The 20184-nt window shown below is 70.0% G+C and carries 20 protein-coding genes and 1 pseudogene; 14 read left to right on the top strand and 7 right to left on the bottom strand.

Annotated features, from left to right (window positions below):
• Positions 1 to 208: 208 nt before the first annotated feature.
• On the top strand, positions 209 to 430 hold the full coding sequence (locus KUTG_RS21400) for a DUF3107 domain-containing protein (RefSeq protein WP_043719035.1): 222 nt from the start codon (positions 209 to 211) through the stop codon (positions 428 to 430).
• Here the strand turns inward: KUTG_RS21400 and KUTG_RS66390 are convergent.
• Positions 360 to 818: a DUF4873 domain-containing protein gene (locus KUTG_RS66390; protein ID WP_157494690.1), complete on the bottom strand. Its 459-nt coding sequence runs from the start codon at positions 816 to 818 to the stop codon at positions 360 to 362. The genes KUTG_RS21400 and KUTG_RS66390 overlap by 71 nt on opposite strands.
• Positions 796 to 1566, bottom strand: a complete 771-nt coding sequence (locus tag KUTG_RS21395) for a TetR/AcrR family transcriptional regulator (RefSeq protein WP_198047265.1) — start codon at positions 1564 to 1566, stop codon at positions 796 to 798. The genes KUTG_RS66390 and KUTG_RS21395 overlap by 23 nt, the downstream gene beginning before the upstream one ends.
• A 69-nt stretch (positions 1567 to 1635) precedes the next feature.
• Here KUTG_RS21395 and KUTG_RS21390 point away from each other — a divergent pair, with 69 nt between their 5' ends.
• From KUTG_RS21390 to KUTG_RS21380, 3 genes are read left to right on the top strand one after another with little or no spacing between them, the layout of a single operon-like run.
• Positions 1636 to 2535: an AurF N-oxygenase family protein gene (locus tag KUTG_RS21390; RefSeq protein WP_043719034.1), complete on the top strand. Its 900-nt coding sequence runs from the start codon at positions 1636 to 1638 to the stop codon at positions 2533 to 2535.
• Positions 2532 to 3413 (top strand): alpha/beta fold hydrolase, encoded by an 882-nt coding sequence (locus KUTG_RS21385; protein WP_043719033.1) that lies wholly within the window; start codon positions 2532 to 2534, stop codon positions 3411 to 3413. Before KUTG_RS21390 ends, KUTG_RS21385 begins: the two co-directional genes overlap by 4 nt.
• Positions 3410 to 4291, top strand: a complete 882-nt coding sequence (locus KUTG_RS21380) for an AurF N-oxygenase family protein (protein ID WP_043719032.1) — start codon at positions 3410 to 3412, stop codon at positions 4289 to 4291. Before KUTG_RS21385 ends, KUTG_RS21380 begins: the two co-directional genes overlap by 4 nt.
• 390 nt (positions 4292 to 4681) lie before the next feature.
• Here the strand turns inward: KUTG_RS21380 and KUTG_RS21375 are convergent, their stop codons facing one another.
• On the bottom strand, positions 4682 to 5308 hold the full coding sequence (locus KUTG_RS21375; RefSeq protein WP_043719031.1) for a TetR/AcrR family transcriptional regulator: 627 nt from the start codon (positions 5306 to 5308) through the stop codon (positions 4682 to 4684).
• A 171-nt stretch (positions 5309 to 5479) separates the two neighbouring features.
• Between KUTG_RS21375 and KUTG_RS21370 the strand changes: the two genes are divergently transcribed.
• From KUTG_RS21370 to KUTG_RS21330, 9 genes and pseudogenes are all read left to right on the top strand, one after another.
• The gene (locus KUTG_RS21370; RefSeq protein WP_084579629.1) at positions 5480 to 6511 is read left to right on the top strand and encodes an alpha/beta fold hydrolase; all 1032 of its coding nucleotides are present in this window, start codon (positions 5480 to 5482) and stop codon (positions 6509 to 6511) included.
• A 46-nt stretch (positions 6512 to 6557) separates the two neighbouring features.
• Positions 6558 to 7676, top strand: a complete 1119-nt coding sequence (locus KUTG_RS21365) for a DUF3152 domain-containing protein (protein WP_043730163.1) — start codon at positions 6558 to 6560, stop codon at positions 7674 to 7676.
• 106 nt (positions 7677 to 7782) lie between these two features.
• Positions 7783 to 8955, top strand: coding sequence for an adenylyltransferase/sulfurtransferase MoeZ (gene moeZ / locus KUTG_RS21360; protein ID WP_043730161.1), 1173 nt, complete (start codon positions 7783 to 7785; stop codon positions 8953 to 8955).
• Positions 8956 to 9109: 154 nt separating this feature from the next.
• Positions 9110 to 9873 (top strand): annotated as a pseudogene (locus KUTG_RS21355) (TIGR02569 family protein).
• Between the two features lie 96 nt (positions 9874 to 9969).
• On the top strand, positions 9970 to 12411 hold the full coding sequence (gene nirB / locus KUTG_RS21350) for a nitrite reductase large subunit NirB (RefSeq protein ID WP_043719030.1): 2442 nt from the start codon (positions 9970 to 9972) through the stop codon (positions 12409 to 12411).
• Positions 12408 to 12749, top strand: coding sequence for a nitrite reductase small subunit NirD (gene nirD / locus KUTG_RS21345; RefSeq protein ID WP_043719028.1), 342 nt, complete (start codon positions 12408 to 12410; stop codon positions 12747 to 12749). Before nirB ends, nirD begins: the two co-directional genes overlap by 4 nt.
• Positions 12746 to 13858, top strand: coding sequence for a uroporphyrinogen-III synthase (locus KUTG_RS21340; protein ID WP_043719025.1), 1113 nt, complete (start codon positions 12746 to 12748; stop codon positions 13856 to 13858). Before nirD ends, KUTG_RS21340 begins: the two co-directional genes overlap by 4 nt.
• Complete coding sequence (locus KUTG_RS21335) at positions 13858 to 14682, top strand: sirohydrochlorin chelatase (RefSeq protein WP_043719023.1); 825 nt, start codon at positions 13858 to 13860, stop codon at positions 14680 to 14682. The genes KUTG_RS21340 and KUTG_RS21335 overlap by 1 nt, the downstream gene beginning before the upstream one ends.
• A 26-nt stretch (positions 14683 to 14708) precedes the next feature.
• A complete protein-coding gene (locus KUTG_RS21330) occupies positions 14709 to 15698 on the top strand; it encodes a pirin family protein (protein ID WP_043719021.1) in 990 nt (329 codons plus the stop codon).
• Positions 15699 to 16045: 347 nt separating this feature from the next.
• Here the strand turns inward: KUTG_RS21330 and KUTG_RS21325 are convergent, their stop codons facing one another.
• From KUTG_RS21325 to KUTG_RS21310, 4 genes are all read right to left on the bottom strand, one after another.
• Entirely contained in the window at positions 16046 to 16651 is a 606-nt protein-coding gene (locus KUTG_RS21325; RefSeq protein WP_043719019.1) for an FMN-binding negative transcriptional regulator, read from the bottom strand.
• Complete coding sequence (locus tag KUTG_RS21320) at positions 16651 to 16992, bottom strand: MGMT family protein (protein WP_043719017.1); 342 nt, start codon at positions 16990 to 16992, stop codon at positions 16651 to 16653. Before KUTG_RS21320 ends, KUTG_RS21325 begins: the two co-directional genes overlap by 1 nt.
• 3 nt (positions 16993 to 16995) lie before the next feature.
• Positions 16996 to 17769 carry an alpha/beta fold hydrolase gene (locus KUTG_RS21315; protein ID WP_043719015.1) on the bottom strand — a complete coding sequence of 258 codons (774 nt, stop codon included), beginning with the start codon at positions 17767 to 17769 and terminating at the stop codon, positions 16996 to 16998.
• A 104-nt stretch (positions 17770 to 17873) separates the two neighbouring features.
• Entirely contained in the window at positions 17874 to 18845 is a 972-nt protein-coding gene (locus KUTG_RS21310) for a chitinase (protein WP_043719012.1), read from the bottom strand.
• A 243-nt stretch (positions 18846 to 19088) separates the two neighbouring features.
• Between KUTG_RS21310 and KUTG_RS21305 the strand changes: the two genes are divergently transcribed.
• Positions 19089 to 20078 (top strand): chitinase, encoded by a 990-nt coding sequence (locus tag KUTG_RS21305; protein WP_043719010.1) that lies wholly within the window; start codon positions 19089 to 19091, stop codon positions 20076 to 20078.
• Positions 20079 to 20184 lie beyond the last annotated feature (106 nt).

Here is a 20184-nt window from a genome sequence, read left to right as displayed (position 1 = left end):
GCACCGGCGCGGCCTCGCGGGAGGAGGAACCGGGTGAAGCAACGGCGTGGCCTCGCAGCTGCTGGGGGACCGGGCGAAGCGCCGGCGCGGCCTCGCGTGGTTGCCGGTCCTGCGACATTTCGCCGTGGGCTGATGGGGCGGTGGGGCGGGATGCGTGTCGGCTCTACTAGCCTGGTCGACGAGAGCATGTTCCAGACCGGAGGTCAGCGTGGAGATCAAGATCGGCGTCGTCGAGAGCGCACGGGAGCTCCTCGTCAACAGCGACCTGTCGCCGGACGAGGTCGAGGCGCTCGTCGCCGACGCGTTCGCGGGCAAGCAGTCCGTGCTGACGCTGGTCGACGACAAGGGCCGCCGCTTTGTCATCCCGTCGACGCGGATCTCCTACGTCGAGATCGGCGCGTCCGACGCGCGCAAGGTCGGCTTCGCCTAGGTCGACCGCCAAGGCCGGCCCAGCGAACGGCCCGGTCGGGCAGCTCCGACCGGGCCGTTGCCATGTGCTCAGTCGTGCGCCGGCGCCGTCTCCAAAAAAGAACGAAAACCGGGACGTCCCGCCCCACCAAAATAACGCTGCCACGGGTCCGGGTCGGACAGCAGCGCCTTGGGGGTCGCCCTCGTTCGTGCCACAGCAGCCGCTCCTTGCGACCGCCCTCGACCAGGTCGGTGACCGTCTGGTCGGGTCGAGCCGGCCCGTACCAGTGGTACCGGCCGTCGATCGGCTGGAAGTAGCCGCGCAGCACCGCGCGCACCGTCACCTCGCGGTCGCCGGCCACGAGCACGGCATCCCCGGTGTAGCCCTCATCCCCGTGCTCGTCGGTCATCCCCGGTCTCTCCCTGTGTCTTGGCCGGCGGCGTCTTGCCCGGCACGAGCCGCAGCGGCGGGTTGGCCTCCAGGCTCAGCGGCGTCTGCGGGTCGATGGTGATGCCGCCGGAGCGCAGCAGGCCGTCCACCGCGAACCAGATGATCTTCGTCAGGTAGTCGCTCAGGCCCTGCCTGGTCATGGACTGCCGCTCCAGCCACCAGTCGCCCGCGCTCTGCACCATGCCGACCGCCGCGTGCGCCCACGGCTCGGCGCCGCCGGAGTCCATGTCGAACGCCCGCAGGTAGTCGCCGAGCAGGCGGGCCAGCGTGTTGGCGATGATCCGCTTGTCCTCGGTGGCGATGTCCGTCTCGACCGGCTTGTCGGTGAACGAGCGCCGCACGACGAAGTGGTAGAGCTCCGGGAACTCCTCGATGGTGGCCAGATAGGAGTCCACCGCGCGATAGATCCGCTCGTACGGCGTGCCGTCGTCGACCAGGGCCGGCTTGAGCCGGTTCATCAGCAGGTCGGTGCCGCGCTGGCCGACCGCGAGATACAGGTCGGACTTGTCGGCGAAGTGCCGGTACAGCACGGGTTTGGTCACGCCGGCCTCGGCCGCGATCTCGTCCATGCCGACCTCGGGGCCGTGCTTGGTCAGGGCCCGGATGGTGGCGTCGACGAACTCCTCGCGCCTGGCCTCGCGGTGCGCCCGCCACCGCTCTCGGCGTGCGTCCCCACCGTCCGGCGACCTCTTGACAGCTCGACCCATGTGACCCACGCTACCAGAGTTACCGTTACTTCCGGTAACACTAATCCGACTGGACCGAGCGGAGGAGCGATGGCTCGATCGTTGAAGGTCGCCGACCGGGAGAAGACCGCCGAACGGCTGCTCAACTCCTCGGCCGACAAGTTCTACGACCCCGAGGTGGACATCGACTGGGCGGCGCCGCTGGCCGAGGACAAGTACTTCATCCCGCAGCACCGCAGTTCGCTGTACGGCACCGCGCTGTGGGACGGCCTGACCGTGCCGCAGCGCATCGAACTCACCAAGCACGAGGTGGCCAGTGTGGCCAGCGTCGGCCTGTGGTTCGAGGTGCTGCTGATGCAGATGCTGGTCAAAGCCGTCTACAACGCGGACCCCACCACGCGGCACGCACAGTACGCCCTCACCGAGGTCGCCGACGAGTGTCGACACTCGACGATGTTCGCCCGCATGGTCGAGCGCATCGGCTGCCCCGCCTACGGGCCGCGGCGCCACGTGCACCGGCTGGGCAAGCTGCTGCCGGTCATCGGCTACGGGCCGGCGATGTACGGCTCCATCCTCGTCGCCGAGGAGGTGCTGGACCGCATGCAGCGCGAGGCCATGCAGGACGAGTCGGTGCAGCCGCTGGTCCGCATGGTCAACCGGATCCACGTCCTGGAGGAGGCGCGGCACGTCCGGTTCGCCCGGGAGGAGGTCGTGCGGGGCATGGCGGGCATGGGGCGCACCGAGTTGGCGTACCAGCGTGAACTCACCGCCCTGGTCGGCTTTTTCATCTGCCGCAGCATCATCAACCCGCGGGTGTACGCCTCGGTCGGCATCGATCCGAAGGTCGGCGCCGAGGCCGCGCTGAACAACCCGCAGTACCGGGACACCATCGAGTGGGCCGGCGAGCGGATCATGAGCTTCCTCGGCGAGGTGGGTCTCGTCGGTCACCCGGGGATGTCGTTGTGGCGCAAGTCGTTCCTCGTTCGGTGACGCCGTGGGACACGGCCGCCCGCGGCCGGTTCGTCACCTCGGACGGCACCGCGTTGCACGTGGTCGATGAGGGTCCCGAGGACGCTGTGGCAACTGTGGTCCTGGTGCACGCCTGGACTCTGGACCACACGTCGTGGGACCGCGTCGCGTCGACGCTGTCCCGGACCGTCCGGGTGCTGCGCTTCGACCATCGCGGGCACGGCGGTTCGGCGCCCGCTCCCTTCGGCACGGCCACCATCGCGCAGTTGGCCGACGACCTGGCGGAGTTGATCGCCGACCGGGTTCCCACCGGTCCCGTCGTGCTGGCCGGGCATTCCATCGGCGGCATGACCATGATGGCCCTGGCCGAACGAAACCCGGACCTGGTTGCGTCTCGCGTGACCGGGGCCGCTTTCGTAGCGACGTCTTCCGGCGGCCTGGACGCTTTGACGCTGGGCCTGCCGGCGCCTGTCGCCCGGGTCGTCATGCGCGGCGAAGGTGCCGTGAACGCCAGGCTGGCTCGGGTCGAGCACCGGGCGCTGTTGGCCAAGCCCCGGCTGGCCGAGCCCGGCCTGCGCTGGCTCCTGTTCGGTCGGCATCCCCGACGTGAGGACGTCGCCTCGGCCGCCGAGCAGGTCGCCCGCGTGCATCCCGCGTCCATGGTCGGCTTTCGGGCCTCCCTCGGCGACCACGACCGCCGCGCCGCGCTGGCCGTTTTCCGTGACATCCCAACGCTTGTGCTCGCCGGTGGCGCCGACCGCCTCACGCCCGTCGGGCATTCCCGTGTGATAGCAGGGGAACTGCCCTCGTCCGAGCTCGTGATCTATCCCGGCGCCGGGCACATGCTCCCGCTCGAACGCAGTCTCGAAGTGACCGCCAGGATCGGAGGACTCGCATGATCGCCGACCGCGAGCGCACCGCCGAGCGCCTGCTCAAGTCGTCAGCCGACCGGTCGTACGACCCTGACGTCGACATCGACTGGGACGCCGACCTCGCGCCCGACAAGTACTTCCTGCCCGCGCACCGCTGTTCCCTCTACGGAACCCCTTTGTGGGACGGGCTTTCCGTCGAGCAGCGCATCGAGCTCACCAAGCACGAGCTGGCCAGCATCGCCAGCGTCGGCATCTGGTTCGAGGTCATCCTCATGGAGCTGCTCGTCCGCCACTCCTACGACGCCGATCCCCTTGCGCGGCACACCCAGTACGCCCTCACCGAGGTCGCCGACGAGTGCCGCCACTCCGTGATGTTCGCCCGTCTCATCGAGAAGGTCGGCTGCCCCGCCTACGGCCCCGGCCGCACCGCCCTGCGCCTCGGCCGCATCTTCAAGAACATCGCCTTCGGCCCCTCCATGTTCGCCGGCATCCTCGTCGCCGAGGAGATCACCGACGCCCTCCAGCGCGAGTCCATGAACGACTCCTCCGTGCAGCCCCTCGTGCGCATGGTCAACCGTATCCACGTCATCGAGGAGGCCCGCCACGTCCGCTACGCCCGGGAGGAGGTCCTGCGCGGCACTCCCGGCCTGTCGCGGGCGGCGCTGGCCTACCACCGCTTCATGCTCGCCCGGACCGCGTACATCGTCACCCGGTCCCTGATCCACCCCCGGGTGTACCGCTCCGTCGGGCTCGATCCGTACGAGGCCCGCCGCGTCGCCTGGGCCAATCCCCACTACCAGGAGACGTTGCGCTGGGCCGGCTCCAAGCTGGTGTCGTTCCTCGACGAGAACACCCTCATCGACGGCCCCAGCCGCAAGCTCTGGCAGGTCGTCCACCTGGTCTGACCGGCCCTTTCCCGCTTATCCACACCCCCCGACCTATCCACAGGCAACCCCGTTCCAAGATCGCCCATCGATCCGCGGCGATACGATGGCTCAGGGGACGCCTCCCCAGGGAGCGGTGGGGGCTGTTTCCCGTTGCTGGGGTGCATAGACGCCGCCCACACCGTGCTGGGCAGGCTATGGGGGCCTGGCCTTTCGGTTGCCACTTTCGGGCAGTCGGATTCCCGGTGACATCCGCGAGGCCCCGCCGATGCTTCGCCCGGTTGCCGGATTTCGGCCGCCGCCACCCGACGCGCCCACCCACCCGAGCCGATGCGGCGGGCGAAATTCGGCAAGGGCGAGGCGTCGGCTACCCGGGGGCCGAGCCGCGACGCCGAAGGCGGCGCCGAAAACTCAGTGCTGGAGCGGGAAGCCGCCGCCGATGCCGCGCCAGGCCAGGGTGGAGGCCAGCAGGACGGCGTCCTCCTTGGGCACGCGGCGGTCGGTGTCGAGCCAGAAGCGGGCGGTGACCTGCGACAAACCGGTGAGGCCGACGGCGAGCAGGCGAGCGCGGTCACGGTCGAGGGCGGCGTCGGCCATGATGGTCTCGGTGATGGCGTCGACGCTGGCCGAGGTGGCGCGCTCGATGGCCTGCTGGACGGCGGGCTCGCCGCGGAGGTCGGACTCGAAGACCATGCGGTAGGCCTGGCCCTCGTTGTCGACGAAGTCGTAGAAGGCGGACACGGCGGCCACCACGCGCTGCTTGTTGTCGGTGGTGGACTCCATGGCCTGGCGGACGGAGGCGACCAGGGCGTCGACGTGGCTCTCGAGCAGGGCGAGGTAGAGCTCGAGCTTGCCGGGGAAGTGCTGGTACAGCACGGGCTTGCTGACGCCGGCCCGTTCGGCGATCTCGTCCATGGCGGCGGCGTGGTAGCCGTTGGCCACGAACACGTCCTGCGCGGCGGCCAGCAGCTGGGCGCGTCGTGCCGACCTGGGCAGCCGCACACCGCGCCCGATGCCCTGTTGTGCCGTCTCCGTCATCTCGCCTCCCGCCAGCGTCGCCCACCCTGATCGAGTCAGATCGGCCGGGTGACCAAACCTTACTCGTCGGTAGCGGCCTGTGGTGAGCTCCCTGCGGCTTCAGGTGTACGGAAGGTGTCGCAACCTCGCTCAGAAGGTGAACCCGGGGAGTCCACGAGGCATCATGAAGGCATGACGACCGTATCCGCGGCCGCGCCTCTCGGAGCCGGCATCCCGCTGACCCTGCCCGCGCGCCCGCGGACGCAGTCGCTGACCAGCGTGCCCCTCTCGACGGCGCCGCTGCCGCCGCTGGACCTGTCGATCCCGCCGTGGCCGGGCGAGCTGATGACCTCGGGCGACGTCACGATGCACGTCCGCCGCACCCCGGCCCCGAACCCGGCGGCCCCGACGGCGGTCTTCGTGCACGGCCTCGGCGGCTCGTCCACCAACTGGACGGACCTGATGGGCCAGCTGTCCGGCCAGGTCAACGGCATCGCCCTCGACCTGCCGGGCTTCGGCCGCACCCCGCCGCCGGACGGCTACGACTTCAGCATGGCCACGCACACCGACACCGTGGTCCGCTTCCTCGACGGCCTGGGCGGCCCGGTGCACCTGTTCGGCAACTCGATGGGCGGCGCGATCTCGCTGGCCGTCGCGGCCGAGCGCCCGGACCTGGTGCGCTCGCTGACCCTGGTCTCGCCGGCCGTCCCCGACCTGCGCCCGGACCCGCGGCGCTGCGCCAATCCGATGATGCCGCTGGCCTTCGTGCCGTTCATCGGCACGGGGGTGCGCCGCCGCCTGGCCGCGATGACGCCGCGCGAGCAGTCGCTGCAGATCCTGCGCCTGTGCTTCGCCCGTCCCTCGGTGATCCCGGAGAACCGGATCGACGAGGGCGTGCGCGAGACGATCGAGCGCAACAACAACCCGTACTACTCCTCGGCCCTCGCGGCCACCACGATCGGGTTGATCCGATCTTGGTTGGCCCCGGCCCATCGATCGATGTGGCGGGTGGTGCCCAAGGTCACGGCCCCTTCCCTGGTGGTGTGGGGCACGCAGGACCGACTGGTCAGCGTGCGCAAGGGGCCGAGGACCGCTCAGCTGCTGCAACGCGGTCGCCTGCTGGTTCTGCCCCGCGTCGGACACTGCGCCCAGATCGAACGGCCGGTCACGGTGGCGCGGGCCGTGCTGGGCATGTGGGAGGCCATGGACCGGGGCAACTGGTGAGCCCGGCCTGCGTGGCGGGCCGTCACGGATGTGGCACTCTGAGTCGGTGACTCGGACGACACAGGAAGGCCGTGGCAGCGAGGGCAGCCCCGCGAAGCCCAGCAACGTGTCGCCGATCCGTCCCGCGACCAGCCGTCGCCCCCCGGAGGAGCGCTACCGCAACGGCGGCCGCCGCACCGCGGCGGAGCCGCTGGCCGCCAAGTGGCGGCCGGAGCGCTCCGAGGACGAGCTGGCCGAGCCGGGCCGGGGCAAGCCGCCCCGCAAGGGCGTGAAGGGCTTCGCCGCGACCTACGGCTGGCGGGTCTATGCCCTGCCGGTGCTCGTGGTGGTCACGGCGCTCGTGGTGTTCAACGTGGCCCGCACGCCGGCCTCCTCCGACCCCAGCGGCGTCGACGGCCTGGCCGCGCAGAACCCGGTCACGACGACCAGCGGCCCGCCGGCCGCGACCGAGAACTCAGCGGTGCCGGTGGACCCGAAGACGGGGACCGCCGTGCTGCCGCAGGGCGACGCGTTCCCGCAGGCCGGCAGCGGCACCTGGCGCCTGGTGGCGGGCAGCGGCCAGAAGGTCGGCGGCGGCTCGAAGCTGTACCACTACGCGATCGCCGTCGAGGACGGCATCGACCAGGCGGCCTACGGCGGCGACGACGCGTTCGCCAAGACGGTGGAGAACATCCTGTCCGACCCGCGCAGCTGGGTCGGCAGCGGCTCGATCTCGCTGCAGCGGGTCGGCCCGGAGTTCAAGAAGCCGGACTTCATCGTCAGCCTGACCACGCCCAACACCGACCACCGGCCGGACATGTGCGGCTACCAGATCCAGTACGAGGCCTCCTGCTGGAACCCGAACTACAACCGGGTCGTGATCAACCTGGCCCGCTGGATCCGCGGCGCGATGGCGTTCAACGGCGACATCGGCCTGTACCGCGAGTACGCCATCAACCACGAGGTCGGCCACGTGTTCGGCAACCCCCACGTGGGCTGCGGCGCCGAGGGCGGGCTGGCGCCGGTGATGATGCAGCAGACCTTCGGCGTGTCCGACGACTACGTGTGGCAGCTCAACCAGGCCGACCCGTCCAACCGGACGGCGGTCACCAAGGACGGCAAGGTGTGCCGGCCCAACGCCTGGCCCAACCCCCAGGGCACGCCCGGCGGCCAGAACGGCCAGTGAGGGCCTGTCCACCCTGTGGGACGAGTTTCCCGCCGGGAAGACACTGAGGCAGGCTGGACGTTGAAGGGGGGGCAGGATGAATTCCCCCTGCGTCGAGGAGGAGCAGATGCCGCTTCCGCCGCTCGTTGAGCCAGCCGCGGAGCTGACCAAACAAGAGGTCGAGCGCTACAGCCGCCACCTGATCATCCCGGATGTCGGGGTGGACGGGCAGAAGCGGCTGAAGAACGCCAAGGTGCTGGTCGTCGGCGCCGGCGGCCTCGGCAGCCCGGCGCTGCTGTACCTGGCCGCCGCCGGGGTCGGCACGCTCGGCATCGTGGAGTTCGACGTCGTCGACGAGTCCAACCTGCAGCGCCAGGTGATCCACGGGCAGTCCGACGTGGGACGGCCCAAGGCCGAGTCGGCCCGCGACTCGATCGCCGAGATCAACCCGTTCGTCAAGGTGATTCTGCACCAGACGCACCTGAACTCGGAGAACGCGCTCGACGTCTTCCGGGACTACGACCTGATCCTGGACGGCACCGACAACTTCGCCACCAGGTACCTGGTCAACGACGCCGCGGTGCTGCTGGGCAAGCCGTACGTGTGGGGCTCGATCTTCCGGTTCGAGGGCCAGGCCAGCGTCTTCTGGGACGACGCGCCCAACGGCCAGGGCCTGAACTACCGCGACCTCTACCCCGAGCCGCCACCTCCCGGCATGGTCCCCTCCTGCGCGGAGGGCGGCGTGCTGGGCGTGCTGTGCGCGTCCATCGGCTCGATCATGGTGACCGAGGCGATCAAGCTGATCACCGGCATCGGTGAGACGCTGCTCGGCCGCCTGATGGTGTACGACGCGCTGGAGATGACCTACCGCACCATCAAGATCCGCAAGGATCCGGAGACCAAGCCGATCACCGAGCTGATCGACTACGAGGCGTTCTGCGGTGTCGTGTCCGACGACGCCCGGTCCGCCGCCGCCGGTCACACCATCACGCCGCTCGAGCTCAAGCAGAAGATCGACGCGGGTGAGGACTTCCTGCTGGTCGACGTGCGGGAGCCGCACGAGTACGAGATCGTCAAGATCCCGGGCTCGGTGCTGATCCCCAAGGACCGGATCCTGTCCGGCGAGGCGTTCTCCGAGCTGCCGCAGGACAAGCCGCTGGTGCTGCACTGCAAGTCCGGCGCCCGGTCCGCGGAGGCGTTGGCCGCCCTGCATCAGGCTGGTTTCAAAGACGCCGTGCACGTCGGCGGCGGCGTGTTGGCCTGGGCCCGCGAGGTCGACCCGAGCCTGCCGACTTACTGACAGTAGTCATGTGGAAGGGACCTTTCCTGACGTTCAACGTCAGGAAAGGTCCCTTCACAGCATCAAAGACACCTGTGGCGGTCCCCCAAAACGGCCGCTGTACAAGGTAGCGTCGCGCTTCGTGACGACCTCCCCGCAGCCTCCCCCGCCACACGTGTGCGCGGCGTTCGGCGCTCGGGGCAGCGAGCCGGAACTGATCGACGGCGGGCCGGTGTGGCGCTGCGGTGACGCGGCGATCCGCCCGGCGCCCAACCCGGCGGAGGCGGCCTGGGTGGCGCAGACGCTGGACGGGCTGACCGTGGACAACCTCCGGCTGGGCCGCCCGGTCGCTCGTCGGACGGCCGGTGGGTCGTCGGCGGCTGGTCCGCCACCCGGTACCTGTCCGGCCGGGCCGAGCCCAAGCACGACGAGGTCGTCGCGGTGTCGGTGCGCCTGCACGGCGCGACGGACATGCTGCCGCGGCCCCGTTTTCTGGACGCCCGCAAGGACGTCTTCGCCACCGCCGACCGCGCCGCGTGGGGCGAGGAGCTGGTGGAGCTGGACCGCGACAAGGGCGGCCGGCTGTTCGAGCTGGTGACCGCCTCCCGGGTGCCGATCGGGCTGAAGTCCCAGGTGGTGCACGGCGACCTGTTCGGCAACGTGCTGTTCGACGGCAAGGCGGCGCCGGCGCTGATCGACTTCTCCCCGTTCTGGCGGCCGCCGGAGTGGGCGGCGGCGGTGATCGTGGTCGACGCGCTGGCCTGGGGCGGCGCCGACCAGGGCATCCTCAAGCGCTGGGCGCACCTCGCGGAATGGCCGCAGGCGCTGGTCCGGGCCCTGCTGTTCCGGCTGGCCGTGCACGCCCTGCACCCGCGCTCGACGCTGCAGTCGCTGCGGGGCCTGGAGCGGGCGACCACCCAGATCCTGGATCTGGTCTGACGCGCACCAGTTTCTGACCTGCGGTGGGAGCACCACGTAACTCGCAGGCAACGTAGGTGACCCGGCGGGGTCACGGATCTTGCACAGCATTGCCCCATGACGCGGACACTGGTCGTGATCGGCAACGGGATGGTGGGACACCACCTCGTGCGCACGCTGACCGAGCGCGGCGGCGACTGGCGGATCGTCGTGCTGGCCGAGGAGCCGCGTCCGGCCTACGACCGGGTGGCGCTGTCGTCGTACGTGGACGGCTGGGACGCCTCGAAGCTGTCACTGGCCCCGGTGGACGTGGAGACCCGCCTCGGCGACAAGGTCGTCGAGATCGACCGCGAGGCCCGGAAGGTCGTCACCGAGCAGGGTTTTGTCACGGACTACGACGCACTGGTGCTGGCCACCGGCTCGTATCCGTTCGTGCCGCCCGTTCCCGGCCACGACCTGCCCAACTGCTACGTCTACCGCACGATCGAGGACCTGGACGCCATTCGCGCCCACGGCGGCGTGAACGGCGTGGTGATCGGCGGCGGCCTGCTCGGGCTGGAAGCCGCGAATGCCTTGCGGCTCATGGGAGTTCGCCCGCAAGTCGTGGAGCTGGCCCCGCGCCTGATGCCCTTGCAGATTGACGAGGGCGGCGGTGCCCTGCTGCGTCGGGAGGTTCTCCGGCTCGGGCTCGATGTCCACTGTGGAGTGTCGGTCGCCTCGGTCGGCGAGGATCGGGTCGTGCTCTCGGACGGCAGCGAGCTTCCGGCCGACATAGTGGTCTTCTCCGCCGGTGTGCGGCCTCGTGACGATCTCGCCCGTCGCTTCGGGCTGGAGGTCGGAGAGCGGGGCGGCATCGTCGTCGACGCGGCCTGCCGCACCTCGGACGAGTCGATCTACGCGATCGGCGAGTGCGCCTGCATCGACGGCCGCGTGTACGGCCTGGTCGCCCCCGGCTACGCGATGGCCGACGTGGTCGCCGACCAGCTTTCCGGTGGCGCCAAGGTGTTCCCGGGTGCCGACACCTCGACCAAGCTCAAGCTTCTCGGCGTCGACGTGGCCAGCTTCGGCGACGCCCACGCGGTGTCGCCGGGCGCCCTCGAAGTCGTGCACAACGACCCGGTTTCCGGCTCGTACAAGAAGATCGTCGTCTCCGACGACGCCGGCACGCTGCTCGGCGGCGTCCTGGTCGGCGACGCCAGCTCGTACGCCACGCTGCGGGCCTATGTCGGCCGCCCGCTGCCGGCCGACCCCGGTTCGCTGATCGCCCCGGCCGGTGTCGCCAACACCGCGCTGCCCGACGACGCCCAGGTGTGCTCCTGCCACGCCGTCACCAAGGCGGACATCGTTGCCGCCATCGGCACCGGATGCGCCGACGTCCCGTCGCTCAAGGTGTGCACGAAGGCCGGCACCGGCTGCGGATCCTGCGTGCCGACGCTCAAGCAGCTGCTCACCAGCTGCGGCGTCGAGCAGTCCAAGGCGCTGTGCGAGCACTTCCCGCAGTCCCGGGCCGAGCTGTTCGAGATCATCCACGCCACCGGCATCCGCACCTTCAGCCAGTTGGTGGCCGAGCACGGCAGCGGCAGCGGCTGCGACCTGTGCAAGCCGGTCGTGGCGTCCATCCTGGCCTCGCTCAACAGCGGGCACGTGCTGGAGGGCGAGCAGGCGGCGCTGCAGGACACCAACGACCACTTCCTGGCCAACCTCCAGCGCAACGGCACCTACTCGGTGGTGCCGCGCATCCCCGGCGGCGAGATCACCCCGCAGAAGCTGATGGTGATCGCCGAGGTGGCGCAGGACTTCGGGCTGTACACGAAGATCACCGGCGGCCAGCGCATCGACCTGTTCGGCGCGACCGTGGACCAGCTGCCGCTGATCTGGCGGCGCTTGGTCGACGCCGGCTTCGAGTCGGGCCACGCGTACGGAAAGGCCCTGCGTACGGTCAAGTCCTGCGTCGGCAGCACGTGGTGCCGTTACGGCGTGCAGGATTCCGTGGGGCTGGCAATCGAGCTGGAGTTGCGCTACCGCGGGCTGCGCTCGCCGCACAAGCTCAAGGCCGGTGTGTCCGGCTGCGCAAGGGAATGCGCCGAGGCCAGGAGCAAGGACTTCGGTGTGATCGCCACCGAGCAGGGCTGGAACCTCTACGTCGGCGGCAACGGCGGCTTCACGCCCCGGCACGCCGACCTGCTCGTGTCCGATGTGGACACCGAGACCCTGATCAGGACCATCGACCGGTTCGTGATGTTCTACGTCCGCACCGCGGACCGGCTGCAGCGCACCTCGGCGTGGATCGAGGCCATGGAGGGCGGCCTCGACCACCTGCGGGACGTGATCGTCGAAGACAGCCTCGGCATCGCCGCCGAGCTGGAGAAGGCCATGGCCGCCCACGTGCGCGACTACGCGGACGAGTGGCGCGGCGTGTTGGAGGACCCGGTCAAGCTGGCGCGGTTCAGCTCGTTCGTGAACGCGCCCGGCGTGCCCGACCCGTCGATTTCCTTCCGCGAGGAGCGCGGCCAGCGCGTCCCCGTTCAGCTGGGTATTCCGGAGGTGATGGCGCGATGACCGCCGTACAGGAACGCACTTGGACCACCGTGTGCCGCTTCGAGCAGCTGCTGCCCGGGCGGGGCGTGGCCGCGCTGCTGCCGGACGGCGAGCAGGTCGCGGTGTTCCGCACCGAGGACGGGCTACACGTATTGTCCAACCATGACCCGTTCAGCTCCGCCGCCGTGCTCTCCCGGGGCATCGTCGGCGACCGCGGCGGCGTGCCGGTCGTCGTCTCGCCCGTCTACAAGCAGGCGTTCGAGCTGGCCACCGGCCGCTGCGTCGACGACGCCTCGGTGGCCGTCACCAGCTACCCCGTCGAGGTGTGGGACGGATACGTCCGGGTGGGCTCACCGTGACTGACGTCGACCCGCTCGCCGGTTACACCGTGGGCGTCACCGCCGCGAGACGGGCCGACGAACTGGCCGCGCTGCTGGTGCGGCGCGGCGCGTCCATCCAGCACGCCCCGGCCATCCGGATCGTGCCGCTGCTGGACGACGCCCAGCTGCGGATCAGCACCGAGCAGCTGATGTCCAAGCCCGTGGACATCGCCGTGGTCACCACGGCGATCGGCTTCCGCGGGTGGATCGAGGCCGCCGACGGCTGGGGCCTCGGCGAGGACCTGATCAAGCACCTCGAAGGGGCCGAGGTGCTGGCCCGCGGGCCGAAGGTGCGGGGAGCCGTGCGGGCCGCCGGGCTGAGCGAGGCGTGGGCGCCCGAGTCGGAGAGCAACGCCGAGCTGCTGGACTACCTGCTTGACCAGGGGGTTTCCGGGAAGCGGGTGGTGGTGCAGCTGCACGGCGAGCCGCTGCCCGACTTCGTCAACGCCCTGCGTGACGCCGGCGCCGACGTGACCGAGGTGTCCGTCTACCGGTGGACCGCGCCGCCCGACACCAACCCGTTGGACCGGCTGCTGGACGCCATCGTCGGACGCCAGGTGGACGCCCTGGCCTTCACCAGCGCGCCCGCCGTCGCCTCGACCCTGGCCCGGGCCAAGGCCACCGGCCGGCGCGAAGCCGTCGTTTCGGCGCTGCGCAGCGACATTCTCGTCGCCTGCGTCGGCTCCATCTGCGCCGGCCCGTTCACTCCGTACGACGTGCCGTGCGTGATCCCCGAGCGGGCCCGGATCGGCGCCCTGGCCCGGACCATCGCCGTCGAGCTGCCCGCGCGGGCGCAGGTGATCCAGTTCGAGAGCGCCTCCGTGCAGATGAGGGGGCAGGCCGTGGTCGTCGACGGCGATCTGCGGCCCATCGCCCCGGCCCCCATGGCCGTGCTGCGGGCCCTGGCCGAGCAGCCCGGTCATGTCGTGTCGCGGCAGCGGCTCATGACCGTGCTCCAGCGGGACAACACGCCGGTGCAGGAACACGCCGTGGAGACCGCCATCGGGCGGCTTCGGACCGCGCTGGGGCAGCCCAAGCTCGTGCAGACCGTGGTGAAACGTGGTTACCGGTTGGCCCTGGAGGCTTGATGACGTTGGTGCTGGCCGCTCACGGCACTCAGGATCCGGCCGGCGCCGTCGTCATCTCGGAGATCGCCGCCGCCGTGCGCCGGCGGCTGCCTTCCGTTCCGGTCGAGGTCGCCTATGTGGACGTCCGGTCGCCTTCTCTGACCGAAGTGCTGTCCTCGGTGTCCGGGCCCGCCGTTGTCGTGCCCGCGTTCTTGGCCGCCGGCTATCACGTCCGGGTCGACGTGCCGGAGCAGGTGCTTTTATCGGGCTGCTCGTCGGTCACCGTGACGCCGGCGCTCGGGCCTTCTGACCTGGTGCTCGACGCCGTGTACTCCCGCCTGGTCGCTTGTGGCTGGGCGCGCGGTCAGGGCGTCGTGCTCGCCGCCGCCGGTTCGTCCGACGCCCGCGCCGTGGCCGACGTGCACCGGGCGGCTCGCCGCTTGTCGGTGCTGACCCGGTCGTCCGTCGAGGTCGGCTTCATCACCTCGGCCCAGCCCTCGGTGTCCGAGGCGGTCACGGCTGCCGGTGCCGCTCCGGTTTCGCCTGGCCCTGGCTGGTCCGCTCCTTCGCTGCTTCCCGCTGCCTCGGTGGCCGATGCGGCTGGCTCTGGCCGGCCCTCGGCCGACCCCTGTCTGTTCTCGGCGGCCGATGCCTGCTCTCGCCGTCCGGTCGCCATCGCCTCTTGGCTGCTTGCCCCCGGTCTCTTCCACCAGCGCCTGGCCGATATGGGAGCCGACCTGGTGTCCGAGCCCATCGGCGCGCACCCCCGGCTGGTCGAGCTGGTGGTCCGCCGCGCCCTGGCCGCCGGAATAGTTGACCTCTCAACCATGTTGGTGGGACAGTAGCCAGACCCTCGTCGAGGAGGCCCACCATGCCTGCCGTCACCGCCGACACCCTGACCCTGCCGCGGCTGCCCGAGCTGCCCGCCGCCGCCATCGAGTGGCGGCCCGTGCTCAAGGTCGTCACCGCCGGCAAGTTCCTCGAGGGCGAGGGCTTCCAGGTCCGCCGGCCGTTCCCCAGCGCCGACATGCCCTTGGCCGACCCGTTCCTGCTGCTCGACCACATGGGCGCCGTCGAGTACGGGCCCGGCGAGGCCAAGGGCGCGCCGTGGCATCCGCACCGGGGCTTCGAGACCGTCACCTACATGATCGACGGCGTCTTCGAGCACGAGGACTCCACCGGTGGCGGCGGCGTCATCACCGACGGCGCCACCCAGTGGATGACTGCCGGCGCCGGCGTGCTGCACAGCGAGCTGCCGTCGCAGGAGCTCATCGCCAAGGGCGGGCTGTTCCACGGCGTGCAGCTCTGGGTCAACCTGCCCCGCTCCGCCAAGTGGACCCCACCCCGCTACCAGGACATCGGTGCACGAGATGCCGCCCTGGTCGCGTCCACCGACGGCGGGGCGCTGGTTCGTGTCATCGCAGGCGACCTCGACGGGCACCAGGGCCCCGGCGACACCTACACCCCGATCATCTACCTGCACGCCACCCTCGCCGCCGGGGCCCAGCTCGACCTGCGCTGGCCCACCAACTTCAACGCCATGGTCTACGTCCTGTCCGGCCGTGGCGCCGTCGGCCGCGAGGCCCGCCCCCTCGACGAGGGCCAGCTGGCCGACTTCGGCTACGGCGAGGCCCTCACGGTTCGTGCCGCCGACTCCCAGCCCTCCTCCGCCGCCAACGCCATGGACGTCCTCATCCTCGGCGGTCGTCCCCTTCGCGAGCCGGTGGCCCGCTACGGGCCGTTCGTGATGAACACCAAAGAGGAGATCCACCAGGCCATGGACGACTTCCGCGCCGGCCGCCTCGCCACCGTCCAGCCCCAGCACCTGGCCCACCGCAGCGACGCCGACACCGCCCTCTGACGGACCTTTTCTTCACATGCGCTTCCCGTTTGCGTCCTGGTGCCAAGTGGGAAGCGCATGTGACGGTGGCGTTTCTCGCGTGGTGTGGGCGCGGAGCGGTGGCGTCTCTTTCTTCACATGCGCTTCCCACTTGCGTTCTGGTGCCAAGTGAGAAGCGCATGTGGCACAAGACCGTTCTGAGCAGCCCCCGTTTCAATCCAACCACATGAAGCTGGGAAGGCTGCTCGGGCGAAGGTCGCCGGCCCTTGCCCGGCCGACATTCTCATGTTGATCTGCTTGGATTGATTCGGGGGCGGCTCAAAACCGGCCCACCGGGACTGCCAGGTTGCACTGCTCAAAGGGCCTGCTCAGTTCGGCGGGCGATGTCGCTGGACTGTCTCGGCCATGGCCTCGTCGCCGCGTTCCCTAAGCCCCGCAACAACTCCATCGATGTCGGCGGCCGGGCGGTTCTGGCTGAGCTTGAGCTTGGCCTCCACACGGCAGATCGTCACCTCGACGCCGACGATGGCCCGTAGCTGCCCGGCGACGAAGGCCGGCGGGGCGTCGTCGACGGACCACTTGGGCTCGTGCACGGAAGTCAACCGCCGCACGACATTCTCGACCCACTCGGGACTGTCGTGCACGGTGAGGGTGCCGTACACGTGGGCGGTGATGTAGTTCCAGGTCGGCACGACCCGGCCATGCTCGGCTTTACTGGCGTACCAGGCGGGGGAGATGTGGGCGTCGGGACCGCGCACGATGACCAAGGCCTCGCCGAGGGCGGGCCGCTGCCACTGGTCGTTGTTGCGGGCGACGTGGCCGAGCAACGCGTGGCGCGAAGGGTCGTGGACGAACGGCAGCAGGGTGGCGACGAGGCCGTCGGCGGTCGAGGTGACCAGCTCGCCCGCGCCGGGATTGGCCAGCAACGAGCGGACATCGTCCTCGGTGGCGGCGAAATGCTGGGGCACATACATCAGAACAATCCCAACTGCGGCTCGTCCGGCGGCTCGGGCACCGCCTCTTCCCAACGGTACTTCCGCAGGTCCACCCGGCCCGCAACGGACGGGACGCCCTCGGCTTCGAGCAGGCTGAGCTGCTCGTCGGCCAGGTGCGGGGCGCAGGTTCCGTTGGCGCGCAACACCCGCTGCCACGGCAGGTCGTGCCCGTTCTGCAGCACCCGACCGACCAGCCGGGCGGACGGCGCCCGGGAGATGTCGGCGACATCGCCGTAGGTGGCGACCCGCCCGGCGGGAATCCGGGCGATCACCGCCCGCACCTGTTCGACGAGCACCGGGTCGAGGATCTCGGCATCCATCGGTCAAGCCTGGCAGAGGAACTCACGCAGCAGCGCACCGACTTCCGCAGGCTGCTCCAGATACAGCACGTGACCGCTGTCCACCTCGCGCACGGTGAGGTCGGCGCCGAGCCGGTCCCGCAGCGCGGCCACGAGTTCCGGCGCCACGAAATCCGCTTTGGTCGCGGGTAGCAGGAGCGTTCGTGTACCTCGTGGCGGCAGCACCGGCTGCCGGGACATCTGGCTCCACGCCGACACAGCCATCGCCGGCAGGTACCGCCGCTGCCACTGACCGTCCAGCCGCTGTTCGAAATTGGCCGACAGCTCCAGGTCGATCGCCTCGACCGGCATCGCCGACCACATCTCGGCGATATCGGCCCGCGCGGCGTCCAGCGACGGCCACAGCTCGGGTTCGCACTCCTCGACGGCGATGTCGAAGCACCGCTGCGGCGCGAGCCCGGTCGACGGATCCAGCAGCGCCAGCTTCTCGATCCTTTCGGGTGCCCGAGCGGTCACGTGCATCGCCGTCGCGCCGCCGTACGAATGCCCGACGAGCGGCACTCGGTCCAGCCCGAGGCTGTCCAACATGTCCAGCACGTCGTCGGCATTCTGGTCCAACGTCCACGGCGGCAGCTGCGTCGAATAACCGTGACCCCGCAGATCCGGTGCCAGCACGCGGAAATCGGCGAGCTCGCGCTCGGCCAGCAGCCGCCATCGGCCGCCGTGCCCGGTCAACCCGTGCAGAAACACGACGGGCCTGCCGTCGGCAGGCCCGAACTCGTGGACGTGAAGTGTCATGGGCGGATTATGCGGTGCCAGGCACTTTCATCCCACCGATAAAGGAGGGATGCGGGGCCACCGCCGATCCGCCGCCAGCTCGGCGGGGGCCCCGCAACTCGTGGTCAGCCGGTGAACTTGCCGATCACCTTGCTGAAATCGTTGGCGTTCTGGGAAACACCCGAGCAGGTGTCCCCGTCGCCGCCGGAGCCGCAGGCGCGGTCCCGGTTGGCCGACCAGTAGGTCAGCCGGGCCAGGTGGTTGGTCTGGGCGTACGACAGGATGCTGGTGAAGTTGCCCACCGTCACGGTCTCGCCGGCGTTGTCGGTCTTGCCGTTCATCGACGAGATGCCCATGTGCGTGTACGCCTGCGCGTCCGTCCAGCCGAAGGCGCTCTTGAGCCGGCCCTTCAGTCCCTCGGCCGCGGACTTGGTGTGCGCCCACATGTCGCCGCCGCTGCTGAAGTCGAACGGCATGATCGACCACACGTCCACGTTCGCGCCCAGCGCCTTGCCCTGCTGGATCAGCCGCTGGCCGTCGGCGTCCGGGCCGGACGTCGTGGTGCCCATGGTCACCACGACCTTGAGGCCCGGGTTGTCGGCCTTGACGGTCTTCAGCGCGCCGAGCACCCGGTCCTGCACCGAGTGGGTGCTCATCTCGGTGGCCTCGATGTCGATGTCGATGGCCTTCAACGAGTACTGCGTGATCACCTTCTGGTAGGCGCCGGCCAGCGCGGACACGCTTGAGCAGTGCTCGCCGAGCTTGTTGCCGCCCCAGCCGCCGAAGGAGACGATCACGTCGCCGCCGGCCTTGCGGACCGCGTTGATCGTGTTCGACGCGGCGGACGAGCCGCCGTCGAACACCGGCGTGCATCCGCCGTTGGACAGCACGAAGGCGATGGTGAACGCCTTCAGGCCGGTGGCCGACATCGTCGAGGCGACGTTGGGCTGCCAGCCCGCGCCGAGATAGATGTACGGCGACGCGGTCACCGGGTTGACTGCGGCCGGTGCCGCGTCGGCGACCGCGGTGGTCAGGGCCCCAGTGCCCACGAGGCCGGCGGTGAGCAGGGCCGCCAGGCCGCGTCGGGTCAGCTTCATCGACGTCCTCCGCAGGGTGAGTCAGGTCACTTCGGTGAAGCTCCTCCCACACTGGACTAGACCAGTTGAAACCGTCAATAAGGTAGACGATCAGGATCGATTCAGAGTCGTTTCCTAGGCCGATCGGCCCTCGTCGCGTTCGTCCGAACCGCCGATGGCGTCGCATGGCCAATCTGGTCTATACCAATTGAGAACGCTCTCTCCGACCGCCGCGTGGTCCCTGCCCGCTCCTGGAGGTCCGTTATGCGCCTGCGTTCCCTGACCGTCGCCGCGATCGCACTCATGGGCGCTTTCGTTGCGCCTGTCGCCGCCACGGCCGCATCCGCGTCACCGGCGGCCCCGCAGGCCGCCGGCTCGCCCATTCCGGTCGCGCCGTACGTCGACATGGGCGAGTGGCCGACGCCCGTCCTGTCCACGATGGCGAAGTCCGGCAACCTCAAGGGTTTCACGCTCGGCTTCGTCACCTCGGCCGGCTGCAAGGCCAGCTGGTTCAACGCCTACGACCCGCGAGCCGCCTGGCAGAGCGGCGAAATCGCCAAGATCCGGTCGGCCGGCGGTGACGTGAAGGTGTCCTTCGGCGGCGCCAGCGGCATCGAGCTGGCCCAGGCCTGCACCAGCGTCAGCTCGCTGGCCGCCGAGTACAACGCCGTGATCAAGGCGTACGGCCTGAAGTACGTCGACTTCGACATCGAGGGCGCGGCCGTGGCCGACCCGACCTCGATCACCCGCCGCTCGCAGGCGCTGGCCCAGGTGCAGTCGGCCAACCCCGGCATCAAGATCTCGCTGACCCTGCCGGTGCTGCCGTCCGGCCTGGACACCAACGGCCTCAACGTCGTCAAGGCGGCCAAGTCGGCCGGCGTCAACCTCGACATGGTCAACATCATGGCCATGGACTACTACATGGGCTCGGCCAACCAGGGCGATCGCGCCGTCTCGGCGGCGAAGGCGACGCAGGCTCAGCTCAAGTCGCTGTACGGCCTGTCCGACGCTGCGGCGTGGAAGAAGGTCGGCCTCACGCCGATGCTGGGCGTGAACGACTCGCAGAACGAGATCTTCTACACCGCCGACGCCACCAAGGTCGTCAACTTCGCCAAGTCGGTGCACCTGGGCATGCTGTCGTTCTGGGAGGTCGGCCGGGACGCCAACGCCTGCACCGGCGCGCTCTACCGCTGCACCAACGTGCCGCAGTCGGCGTACCAGTTCTCCAAGATCTTCGCCGGGTACGCCGGCTGATCCCGGGTCGACTCACCCAACCCTGCAGGGTGAGGCCCTCGGTGAACCGGGTCGGAAATTGGTGCGTACCAATTTTCGACCCGGTTTCACTGTCTCTGGAGGACCC

It is taken from the genome of Kutzneria sp. 744 (assembly GCF_000568255.1).
Lineage (GTDB): Bacteria > Actinomycetota > Actinomycetes > Mycobacteriales > Pseudonocardiaceae > Kutzneria.
Note: the sequence above shows the minus strand (reverse complement) of the source record. Positions and strands in the feature narration are given on the sequence as shown.